Consider the following 19,475-nt stretch of genomic DNA (forward strand, 5'->3'; position numbering starts at 1 on the left):
AGCAAGCACCGATCGCCTACGAACAGCAGTCAGCTACCCTGACACTCGCCGCATAACGATACGAACAGGTGTCCACCCCTCGGGGACAAGACCCGAGGGCCCCGCAGCCGAGCCGATGCCGAATGACCTTGCCTCTGATCCTCAACCTGCCGATGCGGACGTACCTGCCGGTGGGCCCGCCTCGGTCGGCCCGTTGGAGTGGGAAGTGGCGCGAGAGCGGATGTTGGTGCTGCTGGCGGGGGCAGGTCGGGCGATGAAGGTGCAGGACATTGCGTCGGCGATCGGCGAGGACGTCTCGGCCACGTCGAAGGGGCGGCGGGTTGAGACGACCAGGTCCCGGCTGAAGCGTCTGGTGAAGGACGGCCGCGTCACTGAAGGTCCAACGGCCTGGTTCACGATCTCTCCGGTCGGCGCCGGCGACGAGCGGCAGGAGGATCCTCGGGGGTGAACCGGGGCCGCGAGCGCGCGGCAGGAGAGAGTGACACCGCCGAGGGATTACCCATCGACTCGGCGGTGCCGGGTGCGTGAGCGCCGTCTGACAGGTGGCTCCCGCGTTTCCGAGGGTAGTTGAGGCAGTCTCCTCTCGATGCGCGGAGCCACGAACTTCGTCATGCCCGGTCGCTGTTTGGCGTCTTTGGGCGTGGATCGAGGCTCAATGCGTTCTCTTTCGATCGATGTTGGTGCCGTCCGGCCACAGGGTGGTGCCGGTGAAGTGGGCAAGGCGGGCGACGGTGGCCACGTCCGGCCAGGACCGCCCCGCGACCAGGTCGGCAATGACCTGCCTGTTCACTCCAGAGCCGACGGCAGCCGCGCGCAGACTCAGGCTCTGGTCGTTCAGGGCCAGGGCGAGAGTGCGTGCGATGAGGCGGACCGCTTCGGCGGCCACGTCGGCGCTCGGCTGTTCGGGCCAGGCTTTCGGATCGTCGGTCAGCTCCCGGGGGGAGCGTGCGCGGGCGCGTCCGCCGACCATGCGCGCACCATCCTGTCCGTTGAAGTTGACCAGCTGTGGAATGGCTGCTTGTCCAGCCGGTATGTATGGACCGTGGTTCTTGATCCCGTCACGTCCGTGAAGATCACTCGCTATCGGCCCAAGAGCGCTCCCCTTGCCTGGGACGAGGTCGCTCCGCTGGTGCGGTCGATCGTTGCCGCAGCGGTGACTGCCGTCCCTTATGACGTGGAACGGTTGCTGCATGTGGTCGGCAGGCTGGCGTTGTGGGCCGAGGCGGCGGGGCTCGAACGGTCCGCGGACGCGTGGTTGCGCAATGAGGTGATCGACGCGTTCGTGCTCTCGAGGGTGGGAGAGATCGAGGGGTCGTCCGTCCGGACGTACCGGACGTGGTTGCTGCGCGTGCGTGATGCCCTCGCCTGGAGTGAGCGTGGGGAGGCGCCGCCGGCACGGATGCACGCGGACGCAAGCCCGCATCAGCCTTACTGCGCGGCCGAGTTGGCGGGGCTGCGGCACTGGGCCACTCATCTGCCCCGTCAGCAGCGGACCGATGCGCTCGCGTTGCTGGGGCTGGGTGCCGGTCTGGGGCTGATGCCGAAGGAGGTCGCGGCCAGCCGAGGTCTCGATCTGTGTCGTCCGAGCCGGGGCGGACCGCTGCTGCACCGGGGCGTCGAGCGGCTGGTCCCGCTTGTCGCCAGGGCAGCCTGGGACACGGTTCTGGGGGAGCTGGCAGAAACGGCGGGCGGCGGCTACCTGTTCCGGCCGAGGCGGACTGTCGAGTACGCGAAGAACCTGATCGGCTCCTGGTCCCTGATCCACCGGCCTCCGCAGGAGCTGCCCCCGGTGTCGGTCGGCCGGTTGCGGGCGACGTGGATCGTCGAGCTGATGCGCGCACATATCGATCACCAGCTGATCGCCCAGGCGGCCGGGCTCTCTTCCGCCGCGTCTCTGGCCCGCTGGCAGCACCTGGTCCCACCCGTGGACGAGCTGACTGCGGCCCGGATCTTGCGAGGCCCGGAGGCGAGGTGACCAAACCCCGTGCCTGGCGAAGCCCGGAGAAGATCAAGCAGTGCCGGCCACGACCGGTCACCGACGCGCCCATGGAGATCCCTGACTCCAAGGTCGGACAACTCGATGCGCTCCTGCACGAGTCCGGAGTCCTTCATCTGATCGACACCGAGCTCGGAATTCGCCCCGGCCCGAAAGGGCTCCCCGTGCGGACCGTCCTGGTGGGCTTGTTGCTTGCGCTGCACTATCACCAGAGCGCCAGCCTCGCGGTTGTCTCCCGGGTGCTCCTCGATGAGCTGCGGGCCCCTGCGCGCTCCTGGCTCGGTGTTCCGGAGGGCAGTCGTGTTGATGGCCACGCCAGGATCGCGTTCTCCCGTCGTATCTACCGTTCCTTCGACCGGCTGACCACAGTCCTCGACCCTCACCGCTGCGACCGGCGCAGCCGCCTGCCGGCCGAAGAGGCCAGAGCTGTCGCTGCCGCTTGGGAAGATGCGGACACCGAGCGCACGCGTCGGCGGGAGCTGTTGCAGGAGATCAGTGACCGTCTGGTGCTGGTCACCGTCCGCGCCGCCCACCGCCGGGGCCTGCTCAAGGGCTGGCGGGGCGACATCGGCGCCGACACCACTCCGGTTCCTGCCTGGAATCAGCCGCCTCGCGAACGACGGGGTCTCGCCTCCGTCGAGCTCACCGCCGGCTGGCACTACTGCGGGGGCGCTGAGGAAGGCATCTTCGGACACTCCGCCAGTCTTCTGGTCGCTGCCAGCCGACGACATCGTGCTGGTCATCCGCAGGCCGGTGAGCGCGTCAGCCGCCACCCGCAGCTGGCGCTCGGCCTTGTCCTGGACACCCCGGGCAAGCGCATCGGCCCGAACGCGGTCCACTCCCTGACCCAGCTTGCCCCGCTCGGCTTCCCGAAAGGGCTGCTGGCCGCCGACCGGGCCTACACCGACCAGATCACCGAGCACTTCGCCCAGCCGGTCCGCACCCTGGGCTACCAACTGGTTCTCGACTACAAACAGCAACACCGGGGCATCCAGGGCACCCACCAAGGCGCCCTTCTCGTCGACGGATCCCTCGCCTGCCCGGCCATGCCGCCCGCACTGGCCCACGCGACCACGGGGCTCAACGACAAGGCCGTACGCGACCTCGCTGACGGCACCGAGCTCAGCGAGCGGATCGCGGGACGGGAACCGTACTTCCTCAAGCTCAAGGAGTCCGCCGACGAGCGCGGCGCGATCAGGCTCCAGTGCCCGGCCAGTGGGCCCTCGCCCGCCGTGGTGTGTCCCCGCTTCAACCAGATCCACCGCATCCCGGCACCACGGCCGGCCGTGGTCGACCTCACCGACAAGCGGGCCACCGCCGCACACAGTGCGGCCAAGCCCACCATCCCTATCCCTCAAGGGGAACGGTTGCGGCCCCTGCCCCAGGACGAGCTGCCGCGGATCTGCAAGAAGCCCACGATCACCGTCCGCCCCGGCGCCCTCGGCAAGCTCGACAAGTTCCGCCAGGACCGGCACTACCTCCACCCCACCTGGCAGGACGCCTACCGGCCCGAGCGAGCGAACATCGAGGGCCTTAACGGCAGGGCCAAGAGTCACGGCATCGACATCTCCGACCCGACGAAGCGGCTCGCTCACGGACGGGTCGCGCAGACCATCCTGCTCACGCTGATGATCTGCAGCATCAACCTGCACATCCTCTTCAGCTGGGACCAGACCACCCGAACACAAACGACCGGCACCTCCCACGGAGTCACCGCGTTCGCTGGTTCGGCATCCACGCCCCCCGCCGCGGCCGGGCTGCCGCCGCCCACAGGGCCGGAGTTCCGCGAGACCATCTGAGACCCCAGCACCACACACCGGGATCACGCACGCCCGCGTACAGCCCAGAAACGCCTCACGCACCCGAACCACCCCGAAAGATCAGGTCGACGACCGCCAGGCACCCGCCTCCGGCACCGATCGCGTTCGGATCACTCCTCGAACAACCCCCGGAAACGCCAAGATCCCGCCCGATCAATCAGATCGGACGGGATCTCGTGAACTCTTCCTGAGCGAACTCAAGAACAGTCGGCTGTGGACCTGTGGGGATTTGAACCCCAGACCCCCTCGATGCGAACGAGGTGCGCTACCAGACTGCGCCACAGGCCCTTGCGACGTGTGAAACTCTAGCACCCCCACAGGGGTGCTTGGAAATCCGTTCCTCCGCTGGTCAGCGGTGTCGGGTTTCCCGGGGCTCCCGGGGCGCCGGATACCCCGCCGCCTCACTCGTTGGCCGCGCGCGGCCGGTCCTCGTCGTCGTACTGGTCGAAGAGCGGGGTCCGGCCCCGGTCGCGGCCGCGGCGGGACTGGTTCGTGCGCTGGCGCGGGGCCGGGTCGACCGCGGGGGCCGTCGGGTGCGACGTGCCCGTCTGGGTGGGCTCGGCGGTGCTGGAGCGGGCCGCGCTCCAGGTCTCCGGGTCGCCGACCTCCACGCCGCCCGTGGCCCGGGGGGCGACGGGCGCGGTGACGTAGGTGGGTAGCGGTACGGGGACGGGCTCCCAGCTGTCTCCCTGGACGCGCCCGCGCTCGCGCTGCTGGTCCACCCACTCCGCATGGTCCGTCTGCTCGACGAGGGCGCGCCGGCCGGCCTCCTGGGGGGAGACCGTGGGCGTGGGCTCCGGCTCCGGGTGATGGGCTTCGGAGTCGTCGTCGGGCTCGGCGGGGGCGGGGGCCGTGGGCTGGTTCCTGCGGGGGCGGTTCTCGCGCAGCCGCTGCGCCGCGTCCTCGGCCCGGCGGCGGTCCATCGTGAAGGCGAACCGCCGGCGTTCCTGGGCGCGCAGATGCACGATGTACGTGCTCAGCAGCACGGCCGGCGCGGCGGGCGCCCACAGGAAGCCGAGGCCGCCGACCGCCGCGACGACCGCACCGAGGGTGAAGGCCAGGAAGAGGACGACGGTGGTCCGCCTGCGCCGCGCCAGAACCTGGGAGCGCTGGGCGCGCCGGGCCCGCTCGGCGTCGGCCGCGCCGGAGCGGGGGCGACGCTGGACAGAGGGCAGGTGTTCCGCAGAGCGCTCGCCGGTCCGGCGGTCGTGCGGCTGATGTCCCGCCCGACGGTCGTGCACCGGGCGGTCGTGCGCCGGGCGGTCGTGCGCTTGGTGGTCCGGGGTGCGCTCGGGCGCGTGCGCCGGGTCGCCCAGTCTGGCTTCCGTGTGTGCCGGAGGCGCGGCAAAGGCCCGGACGTCCACGGATTCCATACGGTCCGTTTCCCGGTCCGGGTCGACGTCGGGCCCCGCCTCCTCGGCGGTGCGCTCCCGCAGCTCCTTGGCGTACCGGCGCTCCATCGCCGCCCGTCCGGACAGCAGCCGGATGGCGGTGCTGAAGCGTTCCGTCGGACGGGCCTCGTTGAGCTCGTCCTGCCTGCGGAGCCACATCGGCACCAAGTAGGCGGCCCAGGCCCCGACGATGACTGCGTAGATGAGGCCGCTGCTGCTCACGCTCACACCGTAGAGGGGTTTGCGCGGAAGGATCCGCCAATTGGCCCGGTGTGTCGCACGATCCGGCTGATATCACGGACTTTTTTTGTGATTGTTCGGATCAACAGCCGACGACAGCCCGACCGATTGCGGTCACCGGCGATCAAATTCGAACACTTATTTTATTTCACCGGAGGGACCGGGGCTCCGCGGTGTCACGGGGCGCGACCGGCGCCAGCGCCGGAGCATCCCCTCGGGCACTTCCTCGGCGGTGAGGGCGAAGATCAGATGGTCGCGCCAGGCCCCGTCGATGTGGAGATAGCGCGGGCGCACGCCCTCCGAACGGAATCCGAGTTTCTCCACCACCCTGCGGCTGGGCGCGTTCTCCGGGCGAATGCAGACCTCGATGCGGTGCAGGCCCACCGTGCGGAAGCAGTGGTCCACGGCGAGCGCCACGGCCGTCGGCATGACCCCTCGCCCGGCGACGCCCTGGTCGACCCAGTAGCCGATGTGACCGGAGCACATCGAGCCCCAGGTGATCCCCGCGACCGTGAGCTGGCCGACCAGCCGGCCCTCGTGCTCGATGGCGAACGGCAGCATCCGCCCCGCGTTCGCCTCGGCGCGCAAGTGGCGGACCATCTGCCGGTATGTGGGGCGCTGCGCCATCGGACCGCCGGGGGCGGGCGGCGGGACGGTGGCCTCCCAGGGGCGCAGCCAGTCGCGGTTGCGCCGGTTGACCTCGCGCCACATCCGCTGGTCACGCATCTTCATCGGGCGCAGGACGATCTCGCCGTCGGTCAGCGTCACCGGCCAGGTCGCGATGTTCAGCTCGGGCTCCCCGGTCGGGGGTGGTCGCCGCCGCGGAGCTGGTCGACGGCGTGCACCAGGAGCCGGCCGAGGACCGCGAGCCCGTCGCGCACCCCGCCGGTGGATCCGGGCAGGTTGACGATCAGGGTGCGGGAGGCCACGCCCGCGAGGCCCCGGGAGAGGGCGGCGGTCGGGACCTTGGCCCGGCCCTCGGCTCTGATCGCCTCCGGGATGCCGGGGATCTCGTGGTCGAGGACGCGGCGGGTGGCCTCGGGGGTGGCGTCGGTGGGAGAGATGCCCGTGCCGCCGGTGGTGACGATCACGTCGTACCCGGCGGCGACGCCCGCGCGCAGGGCCGCCTCGACCGGGTCGCCGTCGGGGACGACCTGCGGGCCGTCGACCGTGAAACCGAGGCCGGTCAGCGCCTCGGCGATCAGCGGGCCGCCCTCGTCCGCGTACACCCCGGCGGAGGCCCGGTTGGAGGCGGTGACGACGAGGGCGGCGTACGGGGAGGGGAGCGCGGCACCGGTGGGCTCGGGCGTCCGCCGCCCATGGCCGGTCCCGGGCGCGTTCTCCTCGTGGCCGGGCGCCTTCTCCTCGTGGCCGGGCGCGTCCGGCTCAGCCGACGGCTGCTCGTGGCCAGGGGCTCCGGGCTCGGGCTGCGTCACATGTACGCGGCCAGGGGCTCCGGGCTCGGGCGGCCTCACGTGTCCGTTCCCTCCGGCGCGGTGCGCCGGTAGTCGCCGGACTTGCCGCCCGACTTCGCCTCGACCCGTACGTCGGTGATGACCGCGCTCTTGTCGACCGCCTTGATCATGTCGACGACGGTCAGGGCGGCCACCGACACCGCGGTCAGGGCCTCCATCTCGACGCCGGTGCGGTCCGTCGTCTTCACGGTGGCCACGATATCCACCGCGTCGTCGGCCACACTCAGGTCGACCGTCACACCCGAGACGGCCAGCGGGTGGCAGAGCGGGATCAGGTCCGGGGTGCGCTTGGCCCCCATGATCCCGGCGATCCGGGCGGTGGCGAGGGCGTCGCCCTTGGGGACTCCCTCGCCGCGCAGCAGCTCGATCACGCGCGGCGAGACGAGCACCCGGCCGGCGGCGCGGGCGACGCGGGCGGTGACGTCCTTCTCCGACACGTCGACCATGCGGGCCGCGCCCGCCTCGTCGATGTGCGTCAGCCTGTTCTGCGTACTCAACTCACTCCGCCTAGCGGTAGGGGCGCCGATGGGCCTCGGGGAACCGGAGGGGGTCCCCCGGAAGGCACGGCGGCAGATACCGTACCGCCACCGGGTGGCGGTCAGCCGAGCAGGATCGCGTCTGTCTCCGTGCCGGGCTCGAGGGAGGTGACGTCCTCGGGCACCACGATCAGCGCGTCCGCCTGGGCGAGCGCGGCGATCAGATGCGATCCGGAACCGCCGACCGGAGTGACCGTGCCCGCCTGCGCGTCGTAACGGCCGCGCAGGAACTGGCGGCGGCCGGCCGGTGACGTGAGGGCCTTGTCCGCGCTCAGCCGGGCGCGGGTCGTGGGGCGGTGTACGTCGGTGAGGCCCATCAGGGCCCGGATGGCGGGGCGGACGAACAACTCGAAGGAGACATAGCTGGAGACCGGGTTGCCCGGCAGAGCCAGCAGCGGGGTGTGATCCGGGCCGATCGAGCCGAAGCCCTGCGGCTTGCCCGGCTGCATGGCGAGCTTGCGGAACTCGACCCCGCCGCCCGGCTCATCCTCGTCCCCGACGGAGGACAACGCCTCCTTGACCACGTCGTACGCGCCGACGCTGACACCGCCCGTGGTGACGACGATGTCCGCGCGGATCAGCTGGTCCTCGATCGTGGCGCGCAGCGTCTCGGCGTCGTCGGCGACCGCGCCGACCCGGTAGGCGATGGCTCCGGCGTCCCGGGCCGCCGCTGTCAGCGCGAAGCTGTTGGAGTCGTAGATCTGGCCGCCGGTCAGCTGCTCGCCGGGCTGGACCAGTTCGCTGCCGGTGGACAGGACGACCACGCGGGGGCGGGGCCGTACGACCACGGTGGAGCAGCCGATCGCCGCGAGCAGCCCGATCTGCGGCGGGCCGACGACCGACCCGGCGGCCAGGGCCAGATCGCCCGGCCTGACGTCGCTGCCGCGCTCGCGCACATGGGCGCCGGCCACCACGGGCCGGTGCACCCTGACCTCGCCGGTGGCGTCCTCGGGCGCGTCGCTGTGGGCGCGCATGGCGGCGGCCGGGCCCTCGCCCGTACCGCCGTCCGTCCACTCGACGGGGACCACGGCCTCCGCGCCGGCGGGCAGCGGTGCGCCCGTCATGATGCGGGCGGCCTGCCCCGGCCCCACGACCTGGTCGTCGGCGAGCCCCGCGCTGCCCGCGGCGACGTCGCCGATGACGGTGAGGACCGCGGGGAATTCCTCGCTGGCACCCTCGACATCGGCGATCCGGACCGCGTAACCGTCCATGGAGCTGTTGTCGAACGGAGGCAGGGCCACCTCCACGACGACGTCCTTCACGAGGACACAGCCCTGGGCGTCCGGCAGCTGCAGCTCGATGGGCTCCAGCGGCCGCACGGCGGCGAGGATGTCGTCCAGGTGCTCGTCCACCGACCAGATCGTGCTGCTCACGGGGTCACATCTCCTCAGCGACGTACTTGCGCAGCCAGGTCCGGAAGTCCGGCCCCAGGTCTTCACGTTCGCAGGCCAGTCTGACAATGGTGCGCAGATAGTCGCTGCGGTCGCCGGTGTCATAGCGGCGGCCCTTGAAGACGACGCCGTGCACGGGGCCGCCGATCTCCTCGTCCGCGGCGAGCAGCTGGAGCGCGTCGGTGAGCTGGATCTCGCCACCGCGGCCCGGCTCGGTGTGTCGCAGCACACCGAAGACCGCGGGGTCCAGGACGTACCGGCCGATGATGGCGAGGTTGCTGGGGGCGTCGGCCGGGTCCGGCTTCTCGACCAGGTCGGTGATGCGGACCACGTCGCTGTCGACGGTGGCGTCCGCGGCGGCGCAGCCGTAGAGGTGGACCTGCGAGGGGTCGACCTCCATCAGCGCGATGACGCTGCCGCCCTCACACTCCTGGACCTCGATCATCCGGGCCAGCAGTGCGTCGCGCGGGTCGATCAGGTCGTCGCCGAGCAGCACCGCGAAAGGCTGGTCGCCCACGTGCGGGGCGGCGCACAGCACGGCGTGTCCGAGACCGCGGGGGTCGCCCTGACGCACGTAGTGCATGGTGGCCAGGTCGCTGGACTCCTGGACCCTGGAAAGGCGTTCGGCATCGCCCTTACGGGTGAGCGCGGACTCCAGCTCGTAGTTGCGGTCGAAGTGGTCCTCCAGGGGACGCTTGTTACGGCCGGTGATCATCAGCACGTCGGAGAGACCCGCCGCCACAGCCTCCTCGACGACATACTGGATCGCCGGCTTGTCGACGACAGGCAGCATCTCTTTGGGAGTGGCCTTCGTGGCGGGCAGGAACCGGGTGCCGAGACCTGCTGCCGGGATGACGGCCTTACTGATCCTGGGGAGCGACTGAGTCATGTGCAGACCTTAACGCCCGCACACAGCCGGAAGCTGATATTCCGGTTAACTTCGTCCTTAAATATGCCCATACGAGAACCGTGCGAGTCACTATTGAACACCGACAAGTCCGGAAAGACGTCCGCGAAGAACTTCCTGCGGCGCGAACTGCTCGCCGCGCGGGCCCTCCTGACGAAGGAGGACGCCGTCCGGGCCGCCGCGGTTCTCGCCGACGCGGCCCTGCACCTGCCCGAACTGGCGGACGCCCGTACGGTCGCCGCCTACGTCTCCGTCGGGCGTGAACCGGGCACCCGCGCCCTCCTGGAAGCGCTGCGCGGGCGCGGCGTGCGGGTGCTGCTGCCGGTCCTCCTGGCCGACAACGACCTGGACTGGGCGGCCTACAGAGGCCCGGAGCACCTGCTGCCGGCCGGGCGGGGGCTCCTTGAGCCGGACGGCCCATCCCTCGGCCCCGCCGCCGTCCTGGACGCCGACGCGGTGCTGCTGCCCGGTCTGGCGGTGGACGGGTCCGGGATGCGGCTCGGGCGGGGCGGCGGCAGCTACGACCGGGTGCTGGCCCGGCTGACGGCCGCCGGGGCGCACCCGTCGCTCGTCGTGCTCCTGTACGACGACGAGGTGGTCGCACGGGTCCCCTCGGAACCGCACGACCACCCTGTGGACGCCGTGGTCACACCGGCCGGGGCGCGGCGCTTCGCGTCCTGAGCCGCCCCGAGCGCCTGATCGTCTGAGCGCCCTGAGACCTTCTTCGGCTCACGCGTGAGCCGAAGAAGGTCTCAGACGATCCCTACGGTTTCAGCGTCAGCGTGTCGACGGTGGACGCGTCGACCGCGTCCGTCCCGAAGGACCAGTCGAGCAGTTCCCCGTCGACCCACTTGTCGGTCTGGTCGGTGTAGTGCGCGTTGAACGCGTGCCCGGAGGCCCCGCTGAGGTTGATCCAGCGGGACTTGTCCCAGTCCCCCACGTTGACGACCATCCGCATCGACGGCACCCAGACGACCTCGTAGCCGCTCGCCGCGTTCCAGCCGGTGGCGTTGACCGCCGCTTCGCCGCCGCCGAGATTCCAGGGGCCGCGGTTGAGCGCCCGCTGGAGCAGACCAGGGCCTTCGGTGCCGAGCGTCTGGTTCTTCAGCGTCAGCTGGTGCAGCCGGCCCCAGCTCCAGGTGGAGATGTTCTTGCCGAGCTTGGAGGTCAGCTCCCAGCGCGCGTCCTCCATCGCGCGGGCGAACAGGTCGTCCCGGCTCTCCAGGGCGTCCTCGCGACCCCGGGCGGGCGCCTTCCACCACTCGTTGTCCTGGTCGTCCATGATGTCGCGGACCACCTGGAACCAGCGGTCGCCACCGTCCGGCTGCGCGGTGTCGCCGTCGCGCTGGCCGCACTCGCGGACGAGCTTCTTCTGCTCGTCGACCGGACCGCTGTTCTTGGCCGGCGACACATTGAGGCAGTCGCCCTCGACCCGCATCTCCTTGGGCAGCTTGTTGCCGAAGGCGAGCTTCAGGATGTTGCGCCAGACGCCGTTGAAGTACGCGGCGGCGGCCGAGTCGGGCTCCTGGGCGTAGTCCCAGCCCTCCAGCAGCTTCTGGGCCTCGCGGACGCTCGGGTCGGAGATGTTGATCTTTTTCAGCTCGGGCACCAGCAGCGCCGCGATCTCGCTGAAGTTGTCCATCTGCATCTTCTGCATGTCATCGGTCGAGACCTTCTCGCCGCCCTTGATCTTCTGGGCGATGAGGTCGTTGATCCGCTGGCTGCGGGTGCCGTAGCCCCAGTCCTTGGTCAGGAGGTGGGGGTACTTGCTCTCGTCGATGACGGCCTGGTTGGCGGTGACGATGTAGCCGCGGTCCGGGTTGTACTCGTAGGGCAGTTCGTCGAAGGGGATGTACCCCTTCCATGTGTACTCCGGGTCCCAGCCCGGCGCCGGCGCCGTTCCGTCGTAGCCCTTGGAGCGGACCGGGATCTTGCCGGGGGCCTGGTAGCCGATGTTGCCTTCGGTGTCGGCGTAGATGAGGTTCTGCGAGGGGACCTCGAAGTTCTCGGCGGCCGCCCGGAAGGCGGTGAAGTCCTTGGCCCGGTTGAGCGCGAAGACGGCGTCCATCGACTTGCCGGGCTCCAGCGCGGTCCACCGCAGCGCCACCGCGTAGCCGTCGGCCCGGTCGGGCGCGGCGTTGCTGACGGGGGCCTTCTGCCCGACCTTGTCCAGTTCCTTGCTGCGGTCGGAGACCAGAGGACCGTTGTTCGTCTCGCGGACCGTGATCTTCCGGTCCCGGCCGCCGGCGACCTTGATGGTCTCCTCGCGGGTCTTGAACTCCTTGGTCCTGCCGTCGTACAGGTAGCCGTCGCTGGAGACCTTCTCCAGGAAGAGGTCGGTGACGTCGGCGCCCAGGTTGGTGAGCCCCCAGGCGATGTCCTGGTTGTGACCGATGATCACACCGGGCATGCCGGAGAACGTGTAGCCGGCCGTGTCGTACTGGCAGGTCTTGGAGAGCTCCCTGCAGTGCAGGCCCATCTGGTACCAGAGGGAGGGCAGCATCGGCGCGAGGTGCGGGTCGTTCGCGAGCAGCGCCTTGCCGGACGTCGTGTGGGCGCCGCCGACGACCCAGGAGTTCGAGCCGATGCCGTTGCCGTTCGGGCCGAGCAGCGCCGGGATCTCGTCGAGGGTGTCGGAGAGAGCGGCCAGCTGGGTGTTCAGGCCCTCGGTGGCGCCCTCGGGGGTCGAGGATCCGAGGGCGTCCGACGGGGTCGCCTCGGGGTCGAACTTCCCGGTGACCGGGGAGATCGCTCCCTGCTCGACGATCGGCTTGTGCTGCTTGTACGGGTAGCCGGGGTACAGGTCCTCGATCTGGTCCTGGTCGAGGCGGCTGGTCATCAGCGACCGGTCGATCTCGTCCTGCATGTTGCCGCGCAGGTCCCAGGCCATCGCCTTGAGCCAGGCCACCGAGTCGACCGGGGTCCACTCGCCGGGCTTGTAGTCGTTGGTCAGCCCCAGCGCCGCGTACTCGACCGAGATGTCCCGGCCTTCCTTGCCCTTCAGATACGCGTTGACGCCTTCCGCGTACGACTGGAGGTTCTTCTTGGTGCTCTCGTCCAGGACCTCGTCGTACTCCTTCTGCGCCACCTGCCGCCAGCCGAGCGTGCGCAGGAAGGAATCGGTCTCCACCTGCCCGGAGCCGAACATCTCGGAGAGCCGGCCGGACGTCATGTGCCGTCGGACGTCCATCTCCCAGAAGCGGTCCTGGGCCTGGACGAAGCCCTGGGCGCGGAAGAGGTCGTCGTCGGAGTCCGCGTAGATCTGCGGGATGCCGTAGGAGTCACGTTTGACCTCGACGTCACCGGTAAGGCCGTCGAGCGTCAACGACCCGGTGGTCTGCGGGTACGAGGCCCGCACGGTGGACACGGACCAGTACGCCCCGTATCCGACACCCGCGACGAGCGCCAGCACCAGGACGAGCACGAACAGGCGGGCGCGTCGCCCCTTCTTCCTGCCGGGCTTCTTCGCGTCGGAAGGGCCGGAAGAGGCGGTTGTGTTGGCGGGCATCGCTGTCCTTCGAGGGGCAGGGTGGTCCTGGGAGTGCAGGAGCAACCATAGGCGCAGCGGAGAAGCCACTCGGACGCGGTATAGGGATGCATCCATTTGCGTCTTCCTCGCACGAACACTCGAAGGCGTCAAGGAATCGTTAAAGATTAGGTAAGGTAACGAAGTAACTGGCTGCCGGAGGACGATCCGGCAGGCGCACGCAGGGAAGGAACGGACCCTGACTGTCCACGCGCTCAACGAACTCCTGCTCGTCTGCTCGCTCGTCCTGCTCGTCGCCGTGGTGGCGGTACGGGTCTCCTCGCGCAGCGGGCTCCCCAGCCTGCTCCTGTATCTCGGCATCGGGATCGCCCTGGGGCAGGACGGCATCTTCGACGTCGAGTTCGACAACGCCGAGCTGACGCAGGTGTTCGGCTACGCCGCACTGGTCGTCATCCTGGCCGAGGGCGGACTCGGGGCGAAGTGGAAAGAGGTCAGACCCGTCCTGCCCGCGGCCGCGGTGATCTCGACCGTCGGCGTGGGTATCAGCGTGGCCATCACCGCCTCGGCCGCGCACTACCTCGTCGGCCTGGAATGGCGCCAGGCCCTCATCATCGGAGCGGTCGTCTCCTCGACCGACGCGGCGGCCGTCTTCTCCGTACTGCGCAGAGTGCCTCTGCCGCCCCGGATCACCGGGGTCCTGGAAGCCGAGTCGGGCTTCAACGACGCTCCCGTCGTCATCATGGTCGTCGCGCTCTCCGCGGTCGGCCCGGTCGAGCACTGGTACGTCCTGGTCGCGGAGATCGCCATGGAGCTGGCCATCGGGGCCGCGATCGGCATCGCGGTGGGCTGGCTGGGGTCCCTGGGGCTGCGGCACGTGGCGCTGCCCGCCTCCGGCCTCTACCCGATCGCCGTGATGGCCATCGCCGTCTCCGCGTACGCGGCGGGCGCCATGGCCCACGGCAGCGGGTTCCTCGCGGTCTACCTGGCCGCCATGATCCTCGGCAACTCCAAGCTGCCGCACTGGCCCGCCACCCGGGGCTTCGCCGACGGGCTCGGCTGGCTGGCCCAGATCGGCATGTTCGTACTGCTCGGCCTGCTGGTCACCCCGCACGACCTGATCGACGACTTCTGGCCGGCCGTCGTCGTGGGCCTGGTGCTGACGATGGTGGCGCGGCCGCTGTCGGTCTTCCTCAGCCTCGCGCCGTTCCGGATGCCGGCCCGCGAGAAGGTCCTGATGTCCTGGGCCGGGCTGCGTGGGGCGGTCCCCATCGTCCTGGCGACCATTCCGATGGTGTCCGGGGTGGCGGGCAGTACGAGGATCTTCAACATCGTCTTCGTCCTGGTCATCGTCTACACCCTGATCCAGGGCCCGACACTGCCCTGGGTCGCGAACAAGCTGAACATCGCCGACGATCCGGCCGAGGCCGACGACCTGGGCGTCGAGTCGGCCCCGCTGGAGCGGCTGCGCGGGCACCTGCTGTCGGTCGCCATCCCCGCGAAGTCGAAGATGCACGGCGTGGAGGTCAGCGAGCTGCGGCTGCCGGCCGGTGCCGCGGTCACGCTGGTGGTCCGGGAGGACAAGAGCTTCGTGCCGTCCCCTTCGACGGTGCTGCGGCGCGGGGACGAGCTGCTGGTCGTGGCCACCGATCCGGTGCGCGACAGGACGGAGGAACGGCTGCGGGCGGTCGGCGAGGGCGGCAAACTGGCCGGCTGGCTGGGCACGGGCGGATCCTCCGTTTCCGGCGCGACGGCCCCCCACGGCGGGTCCGCCATTCCCCAGGCGATGAAGCTGACCAAGAAGCTCGGCGGTACCAGCGCCGGCGCCAACGGAAGCAGCCGCCGAAACAGAAGCGGCACGAGGACCCGTCCCTGAACCCCCTGAGCCCTCCGAGCCCTCCGAGCCCCCTGGGCCCTAATAAGGTGACAACACAGGCGGCCAGCGGTGAACGCGTCGCAGATCACAGGCCGAAATGGAAGCCCCGGGCGCAATCACAGGCGCACGGGGCTTCTTGCCTGTAGCATGAAGGCAAACCTGATCGACCAACTCTGTCTGAAGCAGAGCTGGCGCGACCGTATGGCGGTCGTGGTGTCTCTTCGCCCGGCGTCTCTTCGCCGATTGCAGCGAGTCGCCCGGCATCTACCGCAGTTCCGCGCGAAGAGGACAGCTCTCGGCCACTTCCGTCCGGCCCGCCCCACAAGGGCGCCGGGAAGCAGGGCTACCAGGCGGCAGAAAGGCAAGGACCGTGGCAACCACGGTCTCCGACCGCCCCGGATACGGGCAACTGCTGCGCACCCCTGGTGTGTGGACCTTCCTCCTCCCGGGCTTCGCCGCACGGCAGCCCTTCGCGATGCTCACCATCGGCATCGTCCTCCTCGTGCAGCACACGACCGGCTCGTACGGCAGCGCGGGCGCCGTCGCGGCTGTCTCCGGCGTCTCCATGGCGCTGTTCGCCCCGCAGAGCGGCAAGCTCGCCGACCGCTTCGGCCAGCGTTCCGTCCTGCTGCCCGGGGTCCTCCTGCACGCCGTCTCCGTGAGCGCCCTGACCGTACTGGCGCTGGCGGACGCGCCTCTGTGGGTGCTGTTCGTCGCCGCCGTGCCGACCGGTGCCTCGATCCCGCAGATCGGCCCCATGGTGCGGGCCCGCTGGGCGGCGATGCTCGGGGCGACCCCCGACCGGCCCGCCTCTCCGCTGATGTCCACCGCGGCCGCGTTCGAGTCGGTCACGGACGAGTTCACGTTCGTCCTGGGCCCGGTGATCGCCACCGCGCTGTGCACCGGCGTGCACCCGGCGGCCGGACTGATCATGGAAGCCGCCCTGACCCTGGTCGGCGGCCTGCTCTTCGCCGCGCAGCGCGCCACTCAGCCCGCCCCCCGCAACGCGGCCACCGCGGCCGAACCGCACGCCTCGGCGCTCTCCGTGCCGGGCGTGCGCGTCCTGGCCGTGACCTTCCTGGGCATCGGCGCGGTCTTCGGCGGGATGCAGGTCTCGCTGACCGCGTTCTCCGAGGAGATCGGCCACCCCGGGGTGAACGGTGTGCTCTACGGGATCTTCGCGGCGGGCAACATGCTGGCCGGCATCGCCTGCGGCGCCATCGCCTGGAAGAGCAGTCCGCGCCGCCGGCTGATCGTCGGGTACGTGGCACTGACCCTGACCGCGTCCGGCCTGTGGGCTGTGCACTCGGTGCCGCTGCTGGCCGGGCTCGGCCTGCTCGTCGGTCTCTGCATCGCCCCGGCGCTGATCAGCGGCTACACGCTGGTCGAGGCACTGGTGCCCGCCACCGCCCGCACCGAGGCCTTCACCTGGCTGACGGGCGCGGTGGCGCTCGGGCAGGCGGCGGCCGTGACCGTGGCGGGGCAACTCGCCGACGCCCACGGCGCGAGCACCGGATTCCTGGTGCCGCTGGCCGGAACCGCACTGGCTCTGGTGACCCTGCTGTCCCTGCGCTCACGGCTGACTCCCAGGTCCCCGGGACGCACCGTGGCACGTGGGATCGGTCACCGCGAGCCGGTCACGGTGGACTGAATCAACGGAATACGTCAGTATGGAGCGTCGTTAGCACTCACTGAGTGAGAGTGCCAGGAGGAGCAAGTGCCGACCTATCAGTACCAGTGCACCGAGTGCGGCGAAGGCCTCGAGGCGGTGCAGAAGTTCACCGATGATGCCCTGACCGTGTGCCCGAGCTGCGACGGACGCCTCAAGAAGGTGTTCTCCGCAGTCGGCATCGTCTTCAAGGGTTCCGGTTTCTACCGGAACGACAGCCGCGGCTCCTCGTCGAGCAGCACGCCGGCGCCGGCGGCCTCGAAGTCGTCCGACTCCGCGTCGTCCTCGTCGTCGGGTTCGGACACGAAGGCGAGCGCATCGTCCTCGTCCTCTTCGTCCGCCTCCTCCTCGTCGCCGGCCTCCGCGTCGGCCTCGTCGAGCGGTACGTCGGCCGCCTGAGCCCACGTACGCCCCACCTGCTTTTCTCCGGACCCCGCCGAGACCACTCGGCGGGGTCCGGGCCTTTCGTCCTGGGGAAACGCCCCTCCGGATACGGTGACCGCATGGCGAACGCACATACGGAAACGGGCTCCGGTACGGGTACGGCGGGTACCGAGGGTTCTGCGGAGATCGGTGTCATCGGCGGCTCGGGCTTCTACTCCTTCCTGGAGGACGTCACCGAGGTCTCCGTGGACACCCCTTACGGGAAGCCGAGTGACTCGGTCTTCCTCGGCGAGCTCGGCGGCCGACGGCTGGCTTTCCTGCCCCGCCACGGCCGCGGCCACCACCTGCCGCCGCACCGCATCAACTACCGGGCCAACCTGTGGGCGCTGCGCTCGGTCGGGGTCCGGCAGGTGCTCGGGCCGTGCGCGGTGGGCGGACTGCGGCCGGAGTTCGGGCCGGGGACCCTGCTCGTCCCCGACCAGCTGGTGGACCGCACCAAGGCCCGCGTACAGACCTATTACGACGGTGAGCCCAGGGCCGACGGGGCCGCGCCCAACGTCGTCCATCTAGGCTTCGCCGACCCGTACTGCCCGGAGGGACGCAAGGCCGCGCTCGCCGCGGCACGCGGACGTGACTGGGAGCCGGTGGACGGCGGCACCCTGGTGGTGGTCGAGGGTCCCCGCTTCTCGACCCGCGCGGAATCGCGCTGGCACGCGGCGATGGGCTGGTCGGTCGTGGGCATGACGGGGCACCCGGAAGCGGTCCTCGCCCGGGAGCTGGGGCTCTGCTACACCACGATGACCCTGGTGACCGACCTGGACGCGGGGGCCGAGGCCGGCGAGGGCGTCTCGCACGAGGAGGTGCTCCAGGTGTTCGCGGCCAACGTGGACCGGCTGCGCTCGGTGCTGTTCGACGCGGTGGCCGGGCTGCCGGAGACCGGTAGCCGCAACTGCACATGCGCCCACGCCCTGGACGGGATCGACACCGGGATCGCGCTGCCGTAGCGGGGGCGCCGCTGCTTCGGCAGGGGGACGAACGTCGCCGGAACGGGTGACGGAGTTTTCCACAGTGCGGGTGCTGTCCACAGGCGTCAGCGGGATCTGCTCAGACGGTGGAAAGTGAGGGGAGTTCGGCCGGATCAACCGGGCCGGACTCCCCTTTCCCTTGCGCTTCCCTTGCGCTTCCTTGCCCTTCCCTTACGCTCGTCCGCCCGATACCAGGTGGTGCCATGCCCCCGTCCCCGTCCCCGTCCCCGTCCGCTTCCCCGGGGCGGTCCGCGTCCCCGTCCGCTTCCCCGGGGCGGTCCGCGTCCCCGTCCCCGTCCGCTTCCCCGGGGCCGTTCGCGTCCCCGCCCTCGTCCGTGTCCACTTCCCCCTTCCCCGCCACATCTCCCTACCCGTCCGCTTCCCTCTCTCCGTCCACGTGCACACGTTCCGTCTCTCCGTCCACGTGCACACGTTCCGTTCATCGCTCTCCCGGCCCCGCCCCTGTCCCCGCCGCCGGGGCCGTTCCCGGGTCTCTCCACTCCCCTGCTGCCGGAGGCCGGGGAGCACCGCCGCCCCGGCCCCCGGCGCCGGTGCCCGCGCCGTGCGGGGTGGGGCCGTTCGCGCCCCTTCGCGTGCGGGGCGGTGGGGCGGACCGGCTGCGTCGGATACTGCGCCGACAGCGGCGTGCGGTCGCTGCGGGGCTCGCGCTGGCGGGTGCCGCGCTGGCCACCACGGGCCTGAGCAACGCCGACGGAGCGGCCGGCGCATCGGGCGCTCCACCGGGAGCGGGCCGGTCGTCCGAGCGGATGGTCTCAGCGCCGGTCCGGATCGCGGACCCGGAGACGGTACGGCTGCTGAGGCCGGGGGATCACGTCGATGTGATCGCGGTCGGTGATACGGGCGGCGACGACGCGCGCGTGGTGGCACGAGGGGTGCGCGTGGCGAAGGTGCCGCGGACAGCCGCGGGACCCGACGGCCACGCGGTGAGCGGTATCGGCGAAGCGGGTGCCGGGGCGCTGGTGGTGGTGTCCGTGGAGCGGTCGACGGCCACGGCGCTGCTCGGCGCGGGCGCTTCGGGACGGCTGGCCGTGGCGGTCTCCGATGCGAACTGACGCCCTCTCAAGTCACCCGTGCGCCTTACGGGATTGGACAGTGTCGCCTTCGCCCGCCTTAGGGCGTGTATCGGAAGTGGATCTTGAGGTGGGATGATCTTGTGTTGTGGCATGTGGAGATCTGACGGATACGCAGTGGGCTCGCCTGAAGCCGTTGTTGCCCCGGGGCAAGAAGCCGGGCCGTCCGCCGGTATGGACCAGGCGGCAG

The 19,475-nt window shown here is 70.6% G+C and carries 17 protein-coding genes and 1 tRNA gene; 9 read left to right on the top strand and 9 right to left on the bottom strand.

The window, feature by feature from the left end; genetic code table 11:
• Window positions 1–253: 253 nt before the first annotated feature.
• Window positions 254–448, top strand: coding sequence for a hypothetical protein (locus ACGF2Y_RS35675; protein ID WP_392956027.1), 195 nt, complete (start codon window positions 254–256; stop codon window positions 446–448).
• 204 nt (window positions 449–652) lie between these two features.
• On the opposite strand, the gene ACGF2Y_RS35680 is transcribed toward ACGF2Y_RS35675, so the two are convergent.
• Window positions 653–970: a helix-turn-helix domain-containing protein gene (locus tag ACGF2Y_RS35680; protein ID WP_392956029.1), complete on the bottom strand. Its 318-nt coding sequence runs from the start codon at window positions 968–970 to the stop codon at window positions 653–655.
• Between the two features lie 96 nt (window positions 971–1,066).
• Between ACGF2Y_RS35680 and ACGF2Y_RS35685 the strand changes: the two genes are divergently transcribed.
• Window positions 1,067–1,975, top strand: a complete 909-nt coding sequence (locus ACGF2Y_RS35685; protein WP_392956032.1) for a hypothetical protein — start codon at window positions 1,067–1,069, stop codon at window positions 1,973–1,975.
• Complete coding sequence (locus ACGF2Y_RS35690) at window positions 1,972–3,795, top strand: hypothetical protein (RefSeq protein WP_392956035.1); 1,824 nt, start codon at window positions 1,972–1,974, stop codon at window positions 3,793–3,795. The genes ACGF2Y_RS35685 and ACGF2Y_RS35690 overlap by 4 nt, the downstream gene beginning before the upstream one ends.
• Before the next feature lie 235 nt (window positions 3,796–4,030).
• On the opposite strand, the gene ACGF2Y_RS35695 is transcribed toward ACGF2Y_RS35690, so the two are convergent.
• The 7 genes from ACGF2Y_RS35695 to galU form a co-directional block, all read right to left on the bottom strand.
• A tRNA-Ala gene (locus ACGF2Y_RS35695) sits at window positions 4,031–4,104 on the bottom strand.
• 113 nt (window positions 4,105–4,217) lie between these two features.
• Entirely contained in the window at window positions 4,218–5,429 is a 1,212-nt protein-coding gene (glpR, locus tag ACGF2Y_RS35700; RefSeq protein ID WP_392956038.1) for a gephyrin-like molybdotransferase receptor GlpR, read from the bottom strand.
• 156 nt (window positions 5,430–5,585) lie between these two features.
• Window positions 5,586–6,215, bottom strand: a complete 630-nt coding sequence (locus ACGF2Y_RS35705) for a GNAT family N-acetyltransferase (protein ID WP_392956041.1) — start codon at window positions 6,213–6,215, stop codon at window positions 5,586–5,588.
• A gap of 17 nt (window positions 6,216–6,232) precedes the next feature.
• Window positions 6,233–6,883: a molybdenum cofactor biosynthesis protein B gene (locus tag ACGF2Y_RS35710; RefSeq protein ID WP_392956043.1), complete on the bottom strand. Its 651-nt coding sequence runs from the start codon at window positions 6,881–6,883 to the stop codon at window positions 6,233–6,235.
• A 35-nt stretch (window positions 6,884–6,918) separates the two neighbouring features.
• Window positions 6,919–7,419 (bottom strand): cyclic pyranopterin monophosphate synthase MoaC, encoded by a 501-nt coding sequence (gene moaC, locus ACGF2Y_RS35715; protein WP_392956046.1) that lies wholly within the window; start codon window positions 7,417–7,419, stop codon window positions 6,919–6,921.
• Window positions 7,420–7,520: 101 nt separating this feature from the next.
• Window positions 7,521–8,831 carry a gephyrin-like molybdotransferase Glp gene (gene glp / locus ACGF2Y_RS35720; protein ID WP_392956049.1) on the bottom strand — a complete coding sequence of 437 codons (1,311 nt, stop codon included), beginning with the start codon at window positions 8,829–8,831 and terminating at the stop codon, window positions 7,521–7,523.
• 4 nt (window positions 8,832–8,835) lie between these two features.
• A complete protein-coding gene (gene galU / locus ACGF2Y_RS35725; protein WP_392956051.1) occupies window positions 8,836–9,738 on the bottom strand; it encodes a UTP--glucose-1-phosphate uridylyltransferase GalU in 903 nt (300 codons plus the stop codon).
• A 93-nt stretch (window positions 9,739–9,831) separates the two neighbouring features.
• Between galU and ACGF2Y_RS35730 the strand changes: the two genes are divergently transcribed.
• On the top strand, window positions 9,832–10,437 hold the full coding sequence (locus ACGF2Y_RS35730; RefSeq protein ID WP_392956053.1) for a 5-formyltetrahydrofolate cyclo-ligase: 606 nt from the start codon (window positions 9,832–9,834) through the stop codon (window positions 10,435–10,437).
• A gap of 82 nt (window positions 10,438–10,519) precedes the next feature.
• Here the strand turns inward: ACGF2Y_RS35730 and ACGF2Y_RS35735 are convergent, their stop codons facing one another.
• Window positions 10,520–13,264, bottom strand: coding sequence for a penicillin acylase family protein (locus ACGF2Y_RS35735; protein WP_392956056.1), 2,745 nt, complete (start codon window positions 13,262–13,264; stop codon window positions 10,520–10,522).
• A 277-nt stretch (window positions 13,265–13,541) separates the two neighbouring features.
• Here ACGF2Y_RS35735 and ACGF2Y_RS35740 point away from each other — a divergent pair, with 277 nt between their 5' ends.
• The 5 genes from ACGF2Y_RS35740 (at window position 13,542) to ACGF2Y_RS35760 (ending at window position 19,267) form a co-directional block, all read left to right on the top strand.
• Window positions 13,542–15,116 (top strand): potassium/proton antiporter, encoded by a 1,575-nt coding sequence (locus tag ACGF2Y_RS35740; protein ID WP_392956058.1) that lies wholly within the window; start codon window positions 13,542–13,544, stop codon window positions 15,114–15,116.
• 370 nt (window positions 15,117–15,486) lie between these two features.
• Entirely contained in the window at window positions 15,487–16,767 is a 1,281-nt protein-coding gene (locus ACGF2Y_RS35745; protein ID WP_392956061.1) for an MFS transporter, read from the top strand.
• Window positions 16,768–16,833: 66 nt separating this feature from the next.
• Entirely contained in the window at window positions 16,834–17,184 is a 351-nt protein-coding gene (locus ACGF2Y_RS35750; protein ID WP_392956064.1) for an FmdB family zinc ribbon protein, read from the top strand.
• Window positions 17,185–17,288: 104 nt separating this feature from the next.
• Window positions 17,289–18,173, top strand: coding sequence for an S-methyl-5'-thioadenosine phosphorylase (locus ACGF2Y_RS35755; RefSeq protein ID WP_392956068.1), 885 nt, complete (start codon window positions 17,289–17,291; stop codon window positions 18,171–18,173).
• Window positions 18,174–18,787: 614 nt separating this feature from the next.
• The gene (locus tag ACGF2Y_RS35760; RefSeq protein ID WP_392956070.1) at window positions 18,788–19,267 is read left to right on the top strand and encodes an RcpC/CpaB family pilus assembly protein; all 480 of its coding nucleotides are present in this window, start codon (window positions 18,788–18,790) and stop codon (window positions 19,265–19,267) included.
• Window positions 19,268–19,475 lie beyond the last annotated feature (208 nt).

This window comes from Streptomyces sp. NPDC048142 (assembly GCF_043202835.1).
In the GTDB taxonomy this organism is placed as follows: domain Bacteria; phylum Actinomycetota; class Actinomycetes; order Streptomycetales; family Streptomycetaceae; genus Streptomyces.